Below are 15,586 nucleotides of genomic sequence, written 5' to 3' on the forward strand. Positions count from 1 at the left end.
GGGCGAAGTTCACCGACGGATCATGGCCAGGAGGCTCCGCCGCAATTCATCGCGGCCCTGCTTGGCACGGGCGGTGACACAGGTTATGCTCGCAAACTTCGCACGGGAACGATTTTGCGACCGATTCCAAGCACCAGTCGCGGAACGTTGACTGTAAACCTTGCACGGTGATATCGGGCCGGTTCCGGTGGCGCCGCTGCCGGCGTTGCAGTCGACCTCTCCGGCAGGCTACTTTCTGACGCGGTGGCGCGAGATATTCAAGCCTTGATCGTGCAGACGGAGGAGGTTGCCGTGACGGGGGGGATGTGTCAGGCATTTGTGGGCGGCAACGGCATGTGGCCGTAGCGCCGGTGTTGGGCAGGCCGCGCGGGCTGTTATGTGAGGCGGACTTGGAAGCGGTGGTCAAGGGTTGCTATTGATTCATCTTCCGAAAATAGAAAAGGGTTACAGGCCGAAGCATGTAACCCTCTGGTTTTAATTCTAATTACTGGTGTTGTTGGCCGATGTCGAACTGACGACCTTCGCATGCAAATATGCTCCTCTACCAACAGAGCTCCAACGGCGAAGGTCCGCATGCTATAAAGAATGCTTGGTGCCAGGCTTGCGCATGGCCTGCGCCCCGCGCTCTCAATGGTTCATGCCAGAAGAAACACTCCGCCGTTGCAACGGAACGCTTTTCCGGCAAAGTATTTAGACAAAGAAGTTCCAGTCTTGTACCGCAATCTTGTGCACGTTCATTTCATCGAAAACGATAAAATTCTGCGCCACCTGCTCCAGGCTCATGCCTTTTTTCATCTTGTCGTCCCAGTAAACCAGACCGGCAGCATCGCTGTGGCGACCGAATATGCCCTGGTAAAGCAGCTCCAAATCATGCGCGCTGTTGCCATTGAACGGTGTGGGTCGCGACACGTTGGCCTCCGCGCCACTGATCATGTCGATTGCGATCTTGCCCAGGCTGGCGCCATTCTTTTCCGCCGTGGCCCAGTATTCGATACCCAGGTAGTCGGCCTGGCGGCCCAGGACACTCTGGTACAGGCCGGCGATTGAGGTCAGCACGCCGCGATTTTCTACGGCCACCGTGACATCGCTGAATTTCAGGCTCTCCACGTTCAAAACCAGCGCGTGCTGCGTTGGTTGCGCCTTGGCGGTCACGATCAGGTAGCCGTCATGAGCATCCACCGTGTAGTCGGAACTGGCGCCGCTGAAAACCACTGTGTCTTTGTCCTGTCCGCCGTGCAGGATGGTGGTCATGCCGGCGTCCGCCGCAGCCAGCGCGGCCATAGCCCTGTCGCCGGCCGGCGCGGCCGACGGAGAATTGAACACCAGACTATCGTTGCCGCCTCCCGAGAAGACCGCGCCGCCGCTGGTAGCGGACACTGTGAATTGCTGGCTGGCAGCATCGCCCGTCAAAATCTGCCCCACGGTGTTGCCGACCACATTAGCACTGCCGACAATGGCGGCGAAATCCACCGCGTTTAGCACCAGCGTGCTGCCAGCGGCCAGATGGCTGGTGTCGATGACCAGCGCCGTATGCTGCCCATCGGTACTCGTGCCAGTGACCGTCAACGCGCCGCTCGGCGCTGTCGGCGTACTGGTCGGCACAATGGTCTGCACCAGCAGCGGCACGCTGGCGGCCAACTGGTTCAGGAAGGTTACGCCATTGCCCGTCAAGTGCCCTTGGTCGCTGGCAGGATGGCCGGGTGTAGCCGCCAGAATGGCCTGGATCAGGTGTTCGGCGGCGTTGCCGGCCGGCTCGCTGGCGCCGCCGCTGGTCGTCAAGCCGAAGCCTGGGGCTAACTGCGCTAGCAGCAGGTTACTCGCGCCCGCCGTCACCAGCGGGATGTCGGCAACATTGGTATTGCCGCTTGAATCGCTGCGGTCGTTGCTCACGATCGGAATGACAGTTTGCGTGCCCATACCGCCGCCCGGCAAGGTGACCGGCAACTGCGTCACTAGCACGCCGTCGATCTTGGTGGGCGGTGGAGCCGGTGGAATTGGTGGCGTCTCTATCGTCAGGGACAGTGTTGCTCCAGCCGGCGACTCGTTGCCCGCCAGGTCCAGCTGCCTGGCACTCAGGGTATGCGCTCCCACCGCCAACGTGCTGCTGGTAATGCTCCAGTTGCCCGCGCCATCGGCGACGGCCGTGCCCAGTACGGTGGTGCCGTTCGTATCGTACAGCCTGACGGTGGCGTTTGCATCCGCGCTGCCTTTAATGAGCGGTGCGGAGATACTGGTGATGTTGTCGCCTACGGTGCCGCTGTCGCTAGCAGCAGCCAGCGTCGGCGCTGATGGCGCGGAGGGCGCCTGCGTATCGATCGTCAGCACGAGGCCGGCGCCGATGGCGGACACGTTTCCGGCAAGGTCGGTCTGCTTCACGTTCAAGGTATGGACGCCGTCGACCAAGCTGGCCGAGACGATACTCCAGGCACCGCTGGCGTTGGTCGTGGCCGTGCCAAGTACGGTCGTTTTGTCGGTATCGTACAAGGTCACGCTAGAAAAGGCCTCGGCCGTGCCCGTGATGGTCGGCGTGGCGAACTTGGTGATGCCGTCGCCTGGTGTGCCGCTGTCGCTGGCGATGGCCAGCACGGGTGCAGCGGGTGCCGCAGCGTTGGTATCTATGACGACGGCCAACGCGCCGCTGGAAACCGAGACATTACCGGCGGCGTCGGTCTGCTTGACGGTCAGCGTATGGCTGCCCTCCTGTAGCGTGCTGCTGGTGATGCTCCAGTTACCCGAACCATCGGCCGTGCTCGCGCCGAGCACAGTGACGCCGTCTGTATCGTACAGCTTTACCGCGGCATTGGCCTCGCTGGTGCCCGTGAAGACAGGTGTAGTGTTGCTGGTGATGGCGTCGCTGTTCGAGGTACCCGTATCGGTGACGGCGCTCATGACAGGTGTGGAAGGCGCGGCGGCCGCCGTATGGTCCAGCGTGTAGCTCTGGCCTTGGTAGCCGCCGCCGATGATGCCGGTGGCGGAGCCGTTCGCGATGCCGGTGCCGCTGCCATTCAAGTCCAGTCGCAGGTTACCGTCGCCGTTGATGCCGGTGACAGTCACCGTATAGGTGTCGCCGCTGCCGGTGACCGACGCGATAGTGCCTTCAGCCGTGCCGCTGCCGATCACGCTGAAGTCGCTGGCATCTACGCCGTTCACGGCCTGGCTAAAGGTGACCGTGTAGCTCAGCGACGCGGCTGCCGCCGGCACTGTGGCTGAGGCACCGCCGGCGCGCGCGATGGAGAGCACGCCGGGTGCATCGACGACGTCGATGGCGAAGAACTGGAGTGACTGGTTGCCGGCCGCGTCCGACGCCGCTATGTAAATATGGTAAGTGCCGGCCGCGAGACTCTGTGAGGCTACCAGTGAATTGCCCGAGACCGCGAACTTGCCGTTGTCGGCATCGATAACACCGTTGCCTGTAGCGAAAGCGTAAGAAAGGGCGGTGGTGTCGGTGGCCGACAGGGTGGCCAGGGTAGCGCCAACGGTTGCGCCCGACAAGGGTACCGAAGTCGTGCTCAGCGCCATGCCTGACGGTGCGACCGTGTCGAGGGTATAGCTGAAATTGCTCGAAGCGCCGGACACATTTCCCGCCGCATCAGTCTGTTTTGCGCTCAGCGTATGCGTGCCTTCGCTCAGCGCCGTGCTGGCGATGCTCCAGTTGCCCAAACCATCGGCTGTGCTCGTGCCGAGCACAGTGACCCCGTCTGTATCGTACAGCTTTACCTGGGCGTAGGCTTCCCCTTGGCCGGTGTACGTTGGCGTGGCGACGTTGCTGATTCCGTCGCCGAGCACGCCGCTGTCGCTGCTGGTGCTTAGTGCCGGCGCCGTTGGCGCTAACGGCGCGCTGGTGTCCAGTGTATAGGCTTGGCCCGCCGAGAGGCTGACGTTGCCGGCGACGTCGACCACGCGCAGTAAAATGGTGCCACTGGCACCCAGGGTGACGCCGGTCCAGGCCAGCGACGTGCCGTTCACCATGGTGCTGAGGTTGATCCAGTTGGCGCCATTGTCCAGTGAGCCCTGCACCATCTCGCCGGCGGCCGGCGCCACGCTCAGCGTGGCCCTGATTGTTTGCGCCCCGACGCTGGTAATGAAATCGGTGGAGCCAGCGCCCGTGTCTTCCGACAGCGCCATCCCGCCGAACGTGGTGGCGGGCGCCGTCTTGTCGATGGTCAAGTTGAATGGCGCGCTAAGCGCGCTGTTGATGCTGCCGGTGGCTGAGGTGGTAATGGCATACACATTGTACTGGCCATCGGCCAAGCCGCTGGTGCTTAGGTTATTGACTGTCCAGACACCGGCGCTCATGGTGGCGGCAGCGGTGCTATCCGTGCCGGGATCGTAGCTGCCGTTGCCGTTTTTGTCGATAAACACCTGCACCGTGCTGCCGCTGTCGCCGGCCGCACCCGTGCCGCTGAAGGAGAGGACGGCGCTGTTGGTGATGTTGTCACTGGAGCTGATGCCGCTGTCGGAAGCGGCCGCCAGGTCTGGCGCGCCAGGCGTCACAGGCGCCACTTTGACGGTGATGACGCGCGTGACGGTAGCGACGCCGTCGCTGACCTGCACCGTGAAGCTGTCGCTGCCGGCAAAACCAGCCGTCGGCGTATAGGTGATGACGCCGCCGGGCGTCACGTTGGCGCTGCCGGAACTCGCGCTGGCAGCGGTAAAGGTGAGCGTGCCGTGCGAGGGTGCCACGCTTTGCGACCAGGTCAATGTCTGGCCGCTGTCGCTGTCACTGACATGCAGCAAGGTGGCTAGGTCGATAGCCACGCCGTTCTGCGCGGCGTTCGCTGCAGTGATGGCGCCCGTGAACGCGGGCGCCGTATTCGGGACCTCCGAGTACGGCGTACCATAGCTGTAGGCCGTGCCGCTATACAGGTAATTGACGTCGTGGCTGTATTCGTCATACGAGAGCGCGTAGCCGCCGTCGACGGCGGGTGCCAGCACCGGATGCCCTATCCACATTCCCGGCGTCGGCACGATGTTCGTATCGACCGGCCCGCTCAATGCGGTGCCGGTCTTGCTGAAAGTGTAGATATCGAGACCCGCGTTTTCCTCATTCGGCAAGGCGATCAGGATCTTGCCATTGCTCGCCTCCACCACAGCAAAGCGCGTGGAACCGTACATGTCGGTCGGGTCGGTGCTATCGATGGCGATGGTCTTGGCAAAATAGGTCTTCGGCGTGGTTGAGCCACCGCCCGGCACGCTGACGTTGTGCGTCAAGGTGTCGCCCGGGTTGATGGGTGTGCCGTCATTATTGAACAGCATCAGCTCATACGAGTATGCTGGCGAGCCGCCAGAATAGGCGTTCAGGCTGACGACCGCGAAGCCACCGTCCTTAAGCGCAATCGCATGCTGGCCACTGTTTTGGGAGATGTCGTAGGACCAGTTGAGGCGCTGGGTCGAGTAGCCAGAGGCGAAATTGACCGGCACGCCGGCGCTGGAGTATTTGAACGCATATTCGCCGATCGGCGTGTAGGTAGGCGAACCGTAGGCGTACACGGAATCGGTGACGACGATGCTGCCGTCGGACAGCTGCATGATGGACGGCGTGCCACCGTTGCTGCTGGACACCGACCACAGGCGCACGTTCGTATCGGCGCCATTGCTGAAATTCGGGCCGGTGTTGCCGCCGACAAGAGTCTCCTGCGTACGCGTGATGACGCCATTGTCATAGCCATACACCACTAGGCCCTCGGCATTGTTGGATTGGGCGGCAAAGGCAGCGGCAAAACCGCCATCGGCCAGCGCCGTCAGAGCAACGCCCGATCCTCCCACGCTGCTGAGCTGCTGGGCGCCGCCTTGCGGCACGCCCGCGTTGTCATAGATTTGGTAGTACAGCGCCTTGCTGCCGTTTAAGTCATGCGCGGCAGAGGTGTCGGCGCTCCAGCCAACAACGAAACCGCCGTTGACCAGCTTAGCGACAGAGGCGTTTATCACATAGTCACTGCCCGATACCGTCAGGTTCTGCACGATCTGGTTGGCGCCGTTGGCGACCACGATCTTGGCCGAATACTGCGGCGGCTCGCCATAGTAGGAATTATCACCGCCGATCTGCTGCAGGAAGACGTCGACATGGCCGCCATTGCTGAGTAGCGCAATGCCTTGATTACTGTTGTAGTTGCCAGGGACCGCCGGTGTCAGTGCCGTACCGGTGGCCAGCGTTTCGTGGAAGTTCTGCATCGCCTGCGCGTTGAATGGCAGTGCCGCTTCGATGTGGCCGGCCTGCACTTCCAATATCCAGTTGCCGCCAAGGTTGGCCGCGCCCGTGACGTCGCTGGAAGCGGCGACATCGGCACCCGTCAGCGTGGCCAGCGATTGCACCAGCGCGGCGCCGGAGGTGCCGGCCCCCGTGCCGCAGCCGTACAGCAAGATATCGCCATCGGCGGCAAGCGCCTTGCCTATCGTTGCCAGGTCCGCCGCATGGGAAGCGATACTATCGTTGTTCAGCGCCAGGCTGCCCAGTTGTGCCATGCCCTCGGCGCCGTGCGAGACGACGTGGATGGCGCTGATGCCGCTGCGTCCGGCCAGCGCCGCGGCCATCTGACTCAAGCCATCCTGTCCGGCATCGAGTGTGATGACTTCGACATCGGGCGCCAGTTCGGCCAGCAAGCTGGCGGCATCCTTCACACGGCAGTCTATGAATAAAATAGAAGTTTGCGTAATCATATGTATACCGTCCAAAGGAAAAGAGTGAATAGCGATGTGTGAGTATCGGGCGCCTGGCGCTTGGTGAGAAATGCAATATTAAGATGATGGCGGGTCGGTATCGAACGTGGTACATCTTACATTAATTTATTTCCTTATTTCAACATATCGCATTAAAGCCGATATTGCCCCTGGCGCTACGGAGATGCCACCCACGTCTGCCGACGCCAACACCGCTTGCGTTTCAGTACTTAACTTGGCAATAGGGATAGTGGGTGCCGCCACGTCGAACCCGCAGGGGCGGCCTTAAAAGACCTGGTGGCGGCTCAGAATGTTGACCAATAGGAAATCGCCTGGGCGTCGACGGCAATCAGGCCGCAAGCGTCCCGGAGCCAGATGTGTGGTGAGATGGAAATCGCTTCAGCCATGGTTGGTTTTGTGCATCACTGGGCCAACCACAACATGGTTCGCCAGATCTACAGCGCGCGCACCGAAATAGTGGTCAGGGACCTACCTTTCCGCAGCGCCTGGAAACGCTAGCAGTTCTGCATCATTCCGGCCGCCAATTTTTCGAGTGCAACTGCGAAACCGGCACGCCTGTGCACTGTCGCATCGAGCGCGCCGATGGTGGGCCGGTGGCCATCGCCGGGAGATGGGAATATCGGCCGGCTGATCAGCTGCTGTCGTTTTCGATGCTGACGATTAACGGCGACGGGTACCCGCTGATGCTGCGCTTCCACAAGCCGACGATGAAAAGCGCATGGTGATGCTACTGGATACCGACCAGTACGCGAACTTGCGCGTTAGAAATCGTCGAATATACAGCCGTAAGTCATTGTTTTAGGGGGTGTTATACAGTGGTTCATGGTGGGTGCTGTATAATGGGAGAAAAGTACATAACTAGCTGTTTTAACTGAATAAAGACCTAATATCACATGCTTTCAACCGCAAATATTACGATGCAGTTTGGCGCCAAGCCATTGTTTGAGAATATCTCCGTCAAGTTCGGCGACGGCAACCGCTATGGTTTGATCGGCGCGAACGGCTGCGGCAAATCGACGTTCATGAAGATCCTGGGCGGCGACCTGGACCCGTCGGGCGGCAATGTCATGCTCGATACCAACGAACGCCTGGGCAAGCTGCGCCAGGACCAATTTGCCTTTGAAGACATGCGCGTCCTCGACGTGGTCATGATGGGCCACACGGAAATGTGGGCCGCCATCCAGCAACGCGACGCGATCTACGCGAATCCGGAAGCAACGGACGACGACTACATGCAGGCGGCCGATCTGGAAGGCAAAGTCTCCGAATACGACGGCTACACGGCCGAATCGCGCGCGGGCGAACTGCTGCTGGGCGCCGGTGTCGCCATCGAGCTGCATCAAGGCCCGATGAGCAATGTCTCGCCAGGCTGGAAGCTGCGCGTGCTGCTGGCGCAGGCGCTGTTCTCGAACCCGGACATCCTGCTGCTCGACGAGCCGACGAATAACCTGGATATCAACACGATTCGCTGGCTGGAAGACGTGCTCAACGAGCGCAATTCCACCATGATCATCATTTCCCATGATCGCCACTTCCTGAACCAGGTGTGCACCCACGTGGCCGATATGGACTACGGCACCCTGAAGATTTATCCAGGCAACTACGACGAATACATGTTCGCTTCGACCCAGGCGCGCAACCAGCAGCTGGCCAACAATGCGAAAGCGAAAGACAAGGTTGCCGAGCTGCAGGAATTCGTGCGCCGCTTCGCCGCGAACAAATCGAAGGCCCGCCAGGCGACGTCGCGCGCCAAGCAGATCGAAAAGATCAAGGTCGACGACATCAAGCCATCGTCGCGCGCCTATCCCTTCGTGCGTTTCGACGGCGAAAAGAAATTGCACCGCCTGGCCGTGGAAGTCGAGAATATCTCGAAAGGCTTTGACCGCCAGCTGTTCAAGAATTTCAGCATCATGGTGGAAGCGGGCGAGCGCATCGCCATCATCGGCGCCAACGGCGCCGGCAAGACCACCATGCTGCGCTGCATCGCTGGCGACATCGCCGGCTTGCAGCCTGATCAAGGCCGCGTGAAGTGGGCGGAAAACGCCAACGTGGGTTACATGCCGCAAGACCCGACGGAAGATTTTGCCAAGGACACGAACCTGACCGACTGGATCGGCCAGTGGACGAAAGAGGGCGATGACGACCAGGCAGTGCGTTCCATTCTGGGCCGCTTGCTGTTCGGCGGCGACGATGTGAAAAAGGCCGTCAAGGTACTGTCCGGTGGTGAAAAGGGCCGCATGATGTACGGCAAGCTGATGCTGGGCCGCCACAACGTGCTGATGCTCGATGAACCGACCAACCACATGGACATGGAATCGATCGAGTCCTTGAACATCGCGCTGGAAAAATACGCAGGCACCCTGATCTTCGTGTCGCATGACCGCGAATTTGTGTCCTCGCTGGCCAATCGCATCATCGAGATCAAGGAAGATGAAGTGGTCGACTACCGCGGCAACTATGAGGATTACCTCAGAAGCCAAGGGATTGATTAATTATGTAGGGTAACGTTGCGTCGGATTACGCGCTGTGCGCTAATCCGACCTACGTCAGGGTGAGTTGCCCGGGTTGGTCGCGTAGGTCGCGGAGGTCGGATTAGCGCAGCGTAATCCGACATTACAACGCCTGCCACCAGCACACACCGACGCGCCGCGGTTTTTTCGTTCCGGCGCACCAGCTTCATTGCGTTTGTGCCGGTCTATCCCGTTTTTGTTTGACACAGCCATGCAAACTTTAGCCATCAAATCCGTCGAGTATGAACACCCACAAGACGGAGCCAGCTGCACTGCCCACGCCTGGGCACGCACGCCAGCGACGCCATCCCCGGCTGAAAAAGCCGAACTGATCACGCGCATCAAGCGCCTGCTGATCGAGCGCGAAGCCGTGCTCGTTGCCCACTACTACGTTGATGCCGACCTGCAAGATCTGGCCGAAGCCACGGGCGGCTGCGTCTCCGATTCCCTGGAAATGGCCCGCTTCGGGCGCGACCATCCGGCCAAGACCCTGGTCGTGGCCGGCGTGCGCTTCATGGGCGAAACGGCAAAAATCCTCAGTCCCGAGAAAACCGTGCTGATGCCCGACCTCGACGCGACCTGTTCGCTCGATCTCGGTTGCCCGGTGGACGAATTCACGGCCTTCTGCGACGCCCATCCGGATCGCACCGTGGTGGTCTACGCCAACACCAGCGCCGCGGTCAAGGCGCGCGCGGACTGGATGGTGACGTCGTCCATCGGCCTCGACATCGTTGCCCACCTGCATGCGCAGGGCAAGAAAATCCTGTGGGCGCCCGATAAACACCTGGGTTCGTATATCCAGAAGGAAACGGGCGCCGACATGCTGCTGTGGCAGGGTAGCTGCCTCGTGCACGACGAATTCAAGGGCATAGAACTCGATTTGCTCAAGGAAGAGTATCCGCAGGCCAAGGTGCTCGTGCATCCGGAGTCGCCCGCGAACGTGGTGGCGCTGGCCGACATGGTCGGTTCGACGTCGCAAATGATTGCGGCAGCGCAAACCATGGATACGGATACCTTCATCGTCGCCACCGACAATGGCATCTTGCACAAGATGCGCGCGGCCGCTCCGGGCAAGCGCTTCATCGAAGCGCCCACGGCCGGCAACAGCGCCACGTGCAAGAGCTGCGCGCACTGTCCGTGGATGGCCATGAATGGCTTGCTGAACCTGGCGGAAACGCTGGAAAACATGCACAACGAAATCCACGTCGATCCCGCCGTCGGCCAGCTGGCCGTGCGCTCGATCAATCGCATGCTCGACTTCGCCGCCGCCAAGAAGGCGGGCCTCAAGCCAGGCGCGGACCTGGCAAAAGAAACCACATTGTTCCAAGGAATCGGTCCAGCATGAGTACCCTCGTTAATTCTTTCGCTCCCTTCGATCCGGCCCTGGCGCGCGCGTTCGAAGGCAATTTGCTGGCCGCCTTGCTGGAAGACGTGGGCCAGTGCGACCTGACGGGTGAACTGGTGCCGCCCGACCATATCGTCACGGCCCGTGTCATCGTGCGCGAAGCGGCCGTGCTGTGCGGCGCACCGTGGTTCGAAGGCATCATGAAAAGCCTGGACCGCAGCATCGATATCGTTTGGCATTACGCCGAAGGCGACATGATGACGGCCGACAGCGTCGTCTGCACGATCCAGGCGCCCGCGCGCGCCTTGCTCACGGCCGAACGCAGCGCCCTCAATTTCCTGCAACTGCTGTCGGCGGTCGCCACGGCCACGCGCCAATATGTCGATGTGGTCGCCGGCACCAAGGCATCCATCCTGGACACACGCAAGACCTTGCCCGGTCTGCGCCTGGCGCAAAAGTATGCGGTACGCGTCGGCGGCGGCAAGAACCAGCGCCTGGCGCTGTACGATGGCATCCTGATCAAGGAAAACCATATCGCGGCCGCGGGCGGCGTCAGCCAGGCCCTGGAAAACGCGCGCAACCTCGACGCTGGCGTGCCCGTGCAGATCGAGGTGGAAACCCTGGCGCAATTGCAGGAAGCGCTGGACGCGGGCGCCGTCTCCGTCTTGCTCGATAACTTCAGCAACGACATGATGCGCGAAGCCGTGGCCTTGACGAATGGCCGCGCCTTGCTGGAAGCGTCGGGCGGCATCAATGTCGATACCGTGCGTGCTATCGCCGAAACGGGCGTGGACCGTATCTCGATTGGCAGCCTGACCAAGGATGTGCGGGCTACCGATTACTCCTTGCGCATCGTCGGCTGATGAACAGAGCAGGGCGGCGCTTGCTTGCCCTGGCGCTGCTGTGGCCGGCATTCACCTTGCCACTGCAAGCGCGCGAGCTGCTGGCCGTGGGCGCGCAGTTCGCGCGCGTGTTCGAATACCAGGAGAGTGGCGAGTATGACGGACTGGGCGTGGAACTGCTGCGCCTGATGGCGGCGCGCACGGGTAACACCGTGCGTTTTCGCATGGTGCCGTGGGCGCGCGCGCAAGCCATGCTGGTGCAGGGCCAGGCCGATATCCTGATCGGTCCCTACAAGACGCCCGAGCGCATCGCCAGCATGGGTTTTTCCGACAAGCCGTTTTACCAGGACCAGATGGTCTTTTATACGCGCCAGGACGCCAGCTTTGGCTGGGATGGCGATGACGCGGTGCTCAAGAGCCGCAGGGTAGTGCTGCTGAACGGTTGGGCGTATGGTGCGGACTGGGAGCGCATGCGGCCAGGCTTGCAGGTCAGCGTGGCCAACAATGTGGAAAATGGATTGAAGATGCTGGTGCACAATCACGTGGACGTGTTCGTCAGCAACCGCCGCAATACCGACCCAGTGATCGCCCGCCTGGGCTATGGCCGCCAGGTGAAACCTTTACCCAAAGTCATCGAAGTACAAAACGGCTATTTCGTCTTCCCCCGTTCCCCTGCCTTCGACAAGCTGCGCCTGCAGTTTGATCAGGAATTGAATAAGCTGATCGAGACGGGCGAACTGAAACGGCTGGGCAAGCGCTACGACGTTAGCGTGCCCTGACGCTCCGGCCTTGGCTTTCCAGGCAATGCGCCCGCCATGCCCGTAGAAGATTGTTACCCTGATAAGGCCCCTGCGCGCTACCATGGACTGCTGCGCATTTTTTGTGCGGCTTAGAACCATTGGACTGCCGTAAGGTATTTACAGGCAACAAAGGAGAATGTCCATGCGGGAGGGACACGGGGAGGACATGCGCGCAAGCACTGCCAATCTGGACGAGGCGCAGTTGCTCGGCCGTATCGTGGCCGGGGACAGGCACGCCTTCGAGACGCTGTACCGTGCTTACTTCCCGCGCCTGACCCGGTTTCTGGGCCGAATGACGCGCAGCGCGCAATTGATCGAGGAAATCGTCAACGACACCATGCTGGTGGTATGGCAAAAAGCGCGGCGCTACGATGGAAGTTGTAAGGTGTCGACCTGGATATTTGCGATTGCCTACCGCAAGGCATTGAAAGGCTTCCGCACCTGCGACGAACCGTTGGAGTCCGACATGGAATTGTATCCGGGTGGCCAGGAGTTGGAGCCGGAGTACGAACTTAGCCAGCGGCAATTGGGGTGTGCCCTGGCAGCGGCGATAGGCGCATTACCGCTGAGGCAGCGCATCGTGGTGCTGTTGACCTATTATCACGACATGGGCTATAACGATATTGCCGCGATCATCGACTGCCCGGTCAACACGGTCAAGACGCGCATGTTCCATGCGCGGCGCAAGTTGCAGGATCTACTCGAGCGGGCGCGGGAGGACTACGAATGAACGGACGCATCGTCAAGCCAGACGCGCCTGCACATCAGGCCGCGCGTGAGCTGTTGCCATGGCTTGCGACAGGGCAATTGCCGCCGCGCGACGCACTCCTACTCGAGCAGCACCTGTCCACCTGCAAGCTGTGCCGGCGTGAGTTGGAGATTGAACGCCAGTTGCTGGCGGCGGCCTGCGCCGAAGCGGATGCGGAACTGCCGCCTGCGCAATTCGATGTCGAACGGGCGCTGGCGCAACTATTGCCACAACTGCCCCAGCAAGAGGCTAGGGCTGTGCCTGCGCCACGCTGGAGCTGGCGGGCCTTCCATCACGTGGCCTGGATGCCTTGGGCGTTGGCGCTGCAGTTTCTCGCCATCCTTGGCCTGGCTCTCCTGCTGGCCAGTCCTGCCTTTGATGACGGCGCCTATCGCGGCCTGGGCGGTGCGGCTGGCGCCGGAAACCTGGTGGTCGTTTTCAAGCCGGATACTACAGAGAAAGAGTTGCGCCGTATCCTGCAAGCGAATGACGCGCATCTGGTCGACGGCCCGACCGTGACCGATGCCTATCTTCTCAACGTGCCGGAGCCGCGGCGCGCCCGCACCCGTCTGCGCGCCGAGCCGGCGGTCGTGCTGGCCGAAGCGCTGGACGGGGGAGACTCACCGTGATCCTGTCGCGCCGTGCCTTGCCTGCGCTTGCCTTGCTGGCACTGGTTTTCGGCATCGCGCCGGCCCACACCGCCCCGGCACTTGGCGATGCTGTGGCGTCCGTTCCCGGCAACAATGGCGTCGTGTCGCCACGCCAATTGCTGGTCATGCTGCGCCTGCCAGCCCCACACTACCGTCCGGACGCCAGTTACGGCGGGCGCTACATCGACGATGGTGGCCGTAGCGCGCGCCGCCGTATTACCGAAGACCTGGCGCGACGCCACGGCCTGAAACTGGTCGCCGACTGGCCGATGCCCGCGCTGGGTCTTGATTGCTACCTGATGGAATACGGGGAAGGAGAGCAGGCGCAGCACCTTGCCGACCTGTTGTCGCGCGATCCGCGCGTGGAGTGGGCCCAGCCGGTCGGGATTTTTTCTGGCATGGGGGATGCCGCTCCGCTGTATCCGGTGCAACCCGGCGGCCGCTATTGGCATGTGGACGAGCTGCACCGCATGGCCACCGGACGCGACGTGGCGGTTGCCGTAGTCGACAGCGGCATCGATAGCAGGCATCCGGATCTGGCGGGGCAGGTCACGCTCACGGAAAATTTTGTCGATGGCAGCCCTTACGCGGCGGAGACGCACGGCACCGCCGTGGCTGGCATCATCGCGGCGCGCGACGGCAATGGCGGCATGCTCGGCATTGCTTCGGGTGCACGGCTGATGGGTTTGCGTGCCTGCTGGCAGCAGGCAGACCGCAGTACCCGCTGCAACAGCTTTACCTTGGGCAAAGCGCTCAACTTCGCGATCTTGCACCAGGCAAAAATTATCAACCTGAGCCTTTCCGGACCGTCGGACCGCCTGCTGGAACACCTGCTCGATACGGCCCTGGCGCGTGGCATCAGTATTGTCGGCGCGCTCGATCCCCATGGCGGGGAGCGGGCTTTTCCCGCCTCGCATGCAGGTGTGATTGCGGTAGCGCAAGAGGATCGCGCTCACCCCGTCGCGGCGCCGCCTGATGCACCGCAGCATGGCGTGCGGCTGGCGCCCGGGCGCGACATTCCCACCAGCATCCCCGGCGGCGGTTGGCGCTTCGTGTCCGGCAACTCGTATGCGGCGGCTCACGTCACCGGCCTGCTGGCCTTGCTGGCTGAATTGCGGCCCGGCGCCATGCCAGCGCAACTGGAGCGTTTGCTCATGCCGGAGACAAGCTTGAATGCTACTATCGACGCCTGTGCCACCATCGCGCGCGCCGCTGGCGCGTGTCCCTGTTCATGCGCAACAGCCTCCGTCATCCTGCCTGCCAGTCCTGCTCCGTGACTGCCGCTGCCTGCGCCGTTTTACTGCTGTGCGCCGGTACTGCCGCCGCCCAGGTTGGGGGCAACATCGCGCTGCTCTCCGATTACCGCCTTCGCGGCGTCTCGATGAGTGATGGACGCCCCGTGCCGCAGCTTACCTTGAACTATGACGACCCGGACAGCTGGTACTGGGGCGTGCAAGCCTCAGGTGCCAGCCTACATGAGCGCGGCGGCACGCAGCTGATTGCTTACGCCGGCATGGCACGGCGCCTGGCGTCCGCCTGGAGCTGGGAAGCGGGCGCCAGCAGGTCGGTGTTGACCCGCGATCACGGCAGCGATTACGGTGAATGGTATGCCGGGCTTGCGGCCGAACGCACCGGCGTCAGGCTCTATTTCGCGCCCCATTATTTTGGACGCGACGTGCGCACCTTGTATGCCGAAATGAACGGATTCCATCCCTTGCAAGACGGGTTCAAGCTGGTCGCCCACATCGGTGTGCTGTGCCCGCTGTCGCATGCTGGCATGGCTGCGGCCAGCATGCGCCGCGATGGTAGCCTCGGCCTGGCAGTGGCACTGGGCGACTGGAATGCGCAACTGGCTTGGGTGGCCAGCTCGGGCGGCGCGCCGCGCTCGCTCTATTACGTGGAAGCAGCGTCGCGGGCAGTGGTACTCAGTGCTGCCTATTCTTTCTGACGGGTAAGTTGGCATTTTTTTTCGCGGAGGCGAAACCTTTCAGGTGCGCGCGGGTATCAACGGGC

Annotated in this window: 9 protein-coding genes; 8 read left to right on the forward strand and 1 reads right to left on the reverse strand. The window is 61.8% G+C overall.

Annotated elements, in window-relative coordinates; all coding sequences use genetic code 11:
- Positions 1 to 690: 690 nt before the first annotated feature.
- The gene (locus tag C8C89_RS17080) at positions 691 to 6,657 is read right to left on the reverse strand and encodes an Ig-like domain-containing protein (RefSeq protein WP_133991276.1); all 5,967 of its coding nucleotides are present in this window, start codon (positions 6,655 to 6,657) and stop codon (positions 691 to 693) included.
- 914 nt (positions 6,658 to 7,571) lie between these two features.
- Here C8C89_RS17080 and C8C89_RS17085 point away from each other — a divergent pair.
- From C8C89_RS17085 to C8C89_RS17120, 8 genes are all read left to right on the forward strand, one after another.
- Positions 7,572 to 9,170, forward strand: a complete 1,599-nt coding sequence (locus tag C8C89_RS17085; protein WP_071077220.1) for an ABC-F family ATPase — start codon at positions 7,572 to 7,574, stop codon at positions 9,168 to 9,170.
- A 229-nt stretch (positions 9,171 to 9,399) separates the two neighbouring features.
- Positions 9,400 to 10,533 (forward strand): quinolinate synthase NadA, encoded by a 1,134-nt coding sequence (gene nadA, locus C8C89_RS17090; protein WP_133991278.1) that lies wholly within the window; start codon positions 9,400 to 9,402, stop codon positions 10,531 to 10,533.
- Positions 10,530 to 11,396 (forward strand): carboxylating nicotinate-nucleotide diphosphorylase, encoded by an 867-nt coding sequence (gene nadC / locus C8C89_RS17095; protein ID WP_133991280.1) that lies wholly within the window; start codon positions 10,530 to 10,532, stop codon positions 11,394 to 11,396. Before nadA ends, nadC begins: the two co-directional genes overlap by 4 nt.
- A complete protein-coding gene (locus tag C8C89_RS17100; RefSeq protein WP_133991282.1) occupies positions 11,396 to 12,154 on the forward strand; it encodes a transporter substrate-binding domain-containing protein in 759 nt (252 codons plus the stop codon). The genes nadC and C8C89_RS17100 overlap by 1 nt, the downstream gene beginning before the upstream one ends.
- A 163-nt stretch (positions 12,155 to 12,317) precedes the next feature.
- Complete coding sequence (locus tag C8C89_RS17105; RefSeq protein WP_243858054.1) at positions 12,318 to 12,905, forward strand: sigma-70 family RNA polymerase sigma factor; 588 nt, start codon at positions 12,318 to 12,320, stop codon at positions 12,903 to 12,905.
- Positions 12,902 to 13,552, forward strand: a complete 651-nt coding sequence (locus C8C89_RS17110) for a zf-HC2 domain-containing protein (RefSeq protein ID WP_133991284.1) — start codon at positions 12,902 to 12,904, stop codon at positions 13,550 to 13,552. Before C8C89_RS17105 ends, C8C89_RS17110 begins: the two co-directional genes overlap by 4 nt.
- On the forward strand, positions 13,549 to 14,850 hold the full coding sequence (locus C8C89_RS17115; RefSeq protein ID WP_243858055.1) for a S8 family serine peptidase: 1,302 nt from the start codon (positions 13,549 to 13,551) through the stop codon (positions 14,848 to 14,850). Before C8C89_RS17110 ends, C8C89_RS17115 begins: the two co-directional genes overlap by 4 nt.
- Positions 14,847 to 15,521 carry a TorF family putative porin gene (locus tag C8C89_RS17120; protein ID WP_166674777.1) on the forward strand — a complete coding sequence of 225 codons (675 nt, stop codon included), beginning with the start codon at positions 14,847 to 14,849 and terminating at the stop codon, positions 15,519 to 15,521. The genes C8C89_RS17115 and C8C89_RS17120 overlap by 4 nt, the downstream gene beginning before the upstream one ends.
- The last annotated feature ends 65 nt before the right edge of the window (positions 15,522 to 15,586 follow it).

The organism is Janthinobacterium sp. 75 (genome assembly GCF_004365495.1).
Lineage (GTDB): Bacteria > Pseudomonadota > Gammaproteobacteria > Burkholderiales > Burkholderiaceae_D > Janthinobacterium.

What these genes read in the sequence shown, in the direction of transcription:
- C8C89_RS17105 (WP_243858054.1), top strand. Translation starts at nt 12,318, where the DNA reads ATGCGGGAGGGACACGGGGAGGACATGCGCGCAAGCACTGCCAATCTG.
- C8C89_RS17080 (WP_133991276.1), bottom strand. Translation starts at nt 6,657, where the DNA reads ATGATTACGCAAACTTCTATTTTATTCATAGACTGCCGTGTGAAGGAT.
- C8C89_RS17100 (WP_133991282.1), top strand. Translation starts at nt 11,396, where the DNA reads ATGAACAGAGCAGGGCGGCGCTTGCTTGCCCTGGCGCTGCTGTGGCCG.
- C8C89_RS17110 (WP_133991284.1), top strand. Translation starts at nt 12,902, where the DNA reads ATGAACGGACGCATCGTCAAGCCAGACGCGCCTGCACATCAGGCCGCG.
- C8C89_RS17085 (WP_071077220.1), top strand. Translation starts at nt 7,572, where the DNA reads ATGCTTTCAACCGCAAATATTACGATGCAGTTTGGCGCCAAGCCATTG.
- nadC (WP_133991280.1), top strand. Translation starts at nt 10,530, where the DNA reads ATGAGTACCCTCGTTAATTCTTTCGCTCCCTTCGATCCGGCCCTGGCG.
- nadA (WP_133991278.1), top strand. Translation starts at nt 9,400, where the DNA reads ATGCAAACTTTAGCCATCAAATCCGTCGAGTATGAACACCCACAAGAC.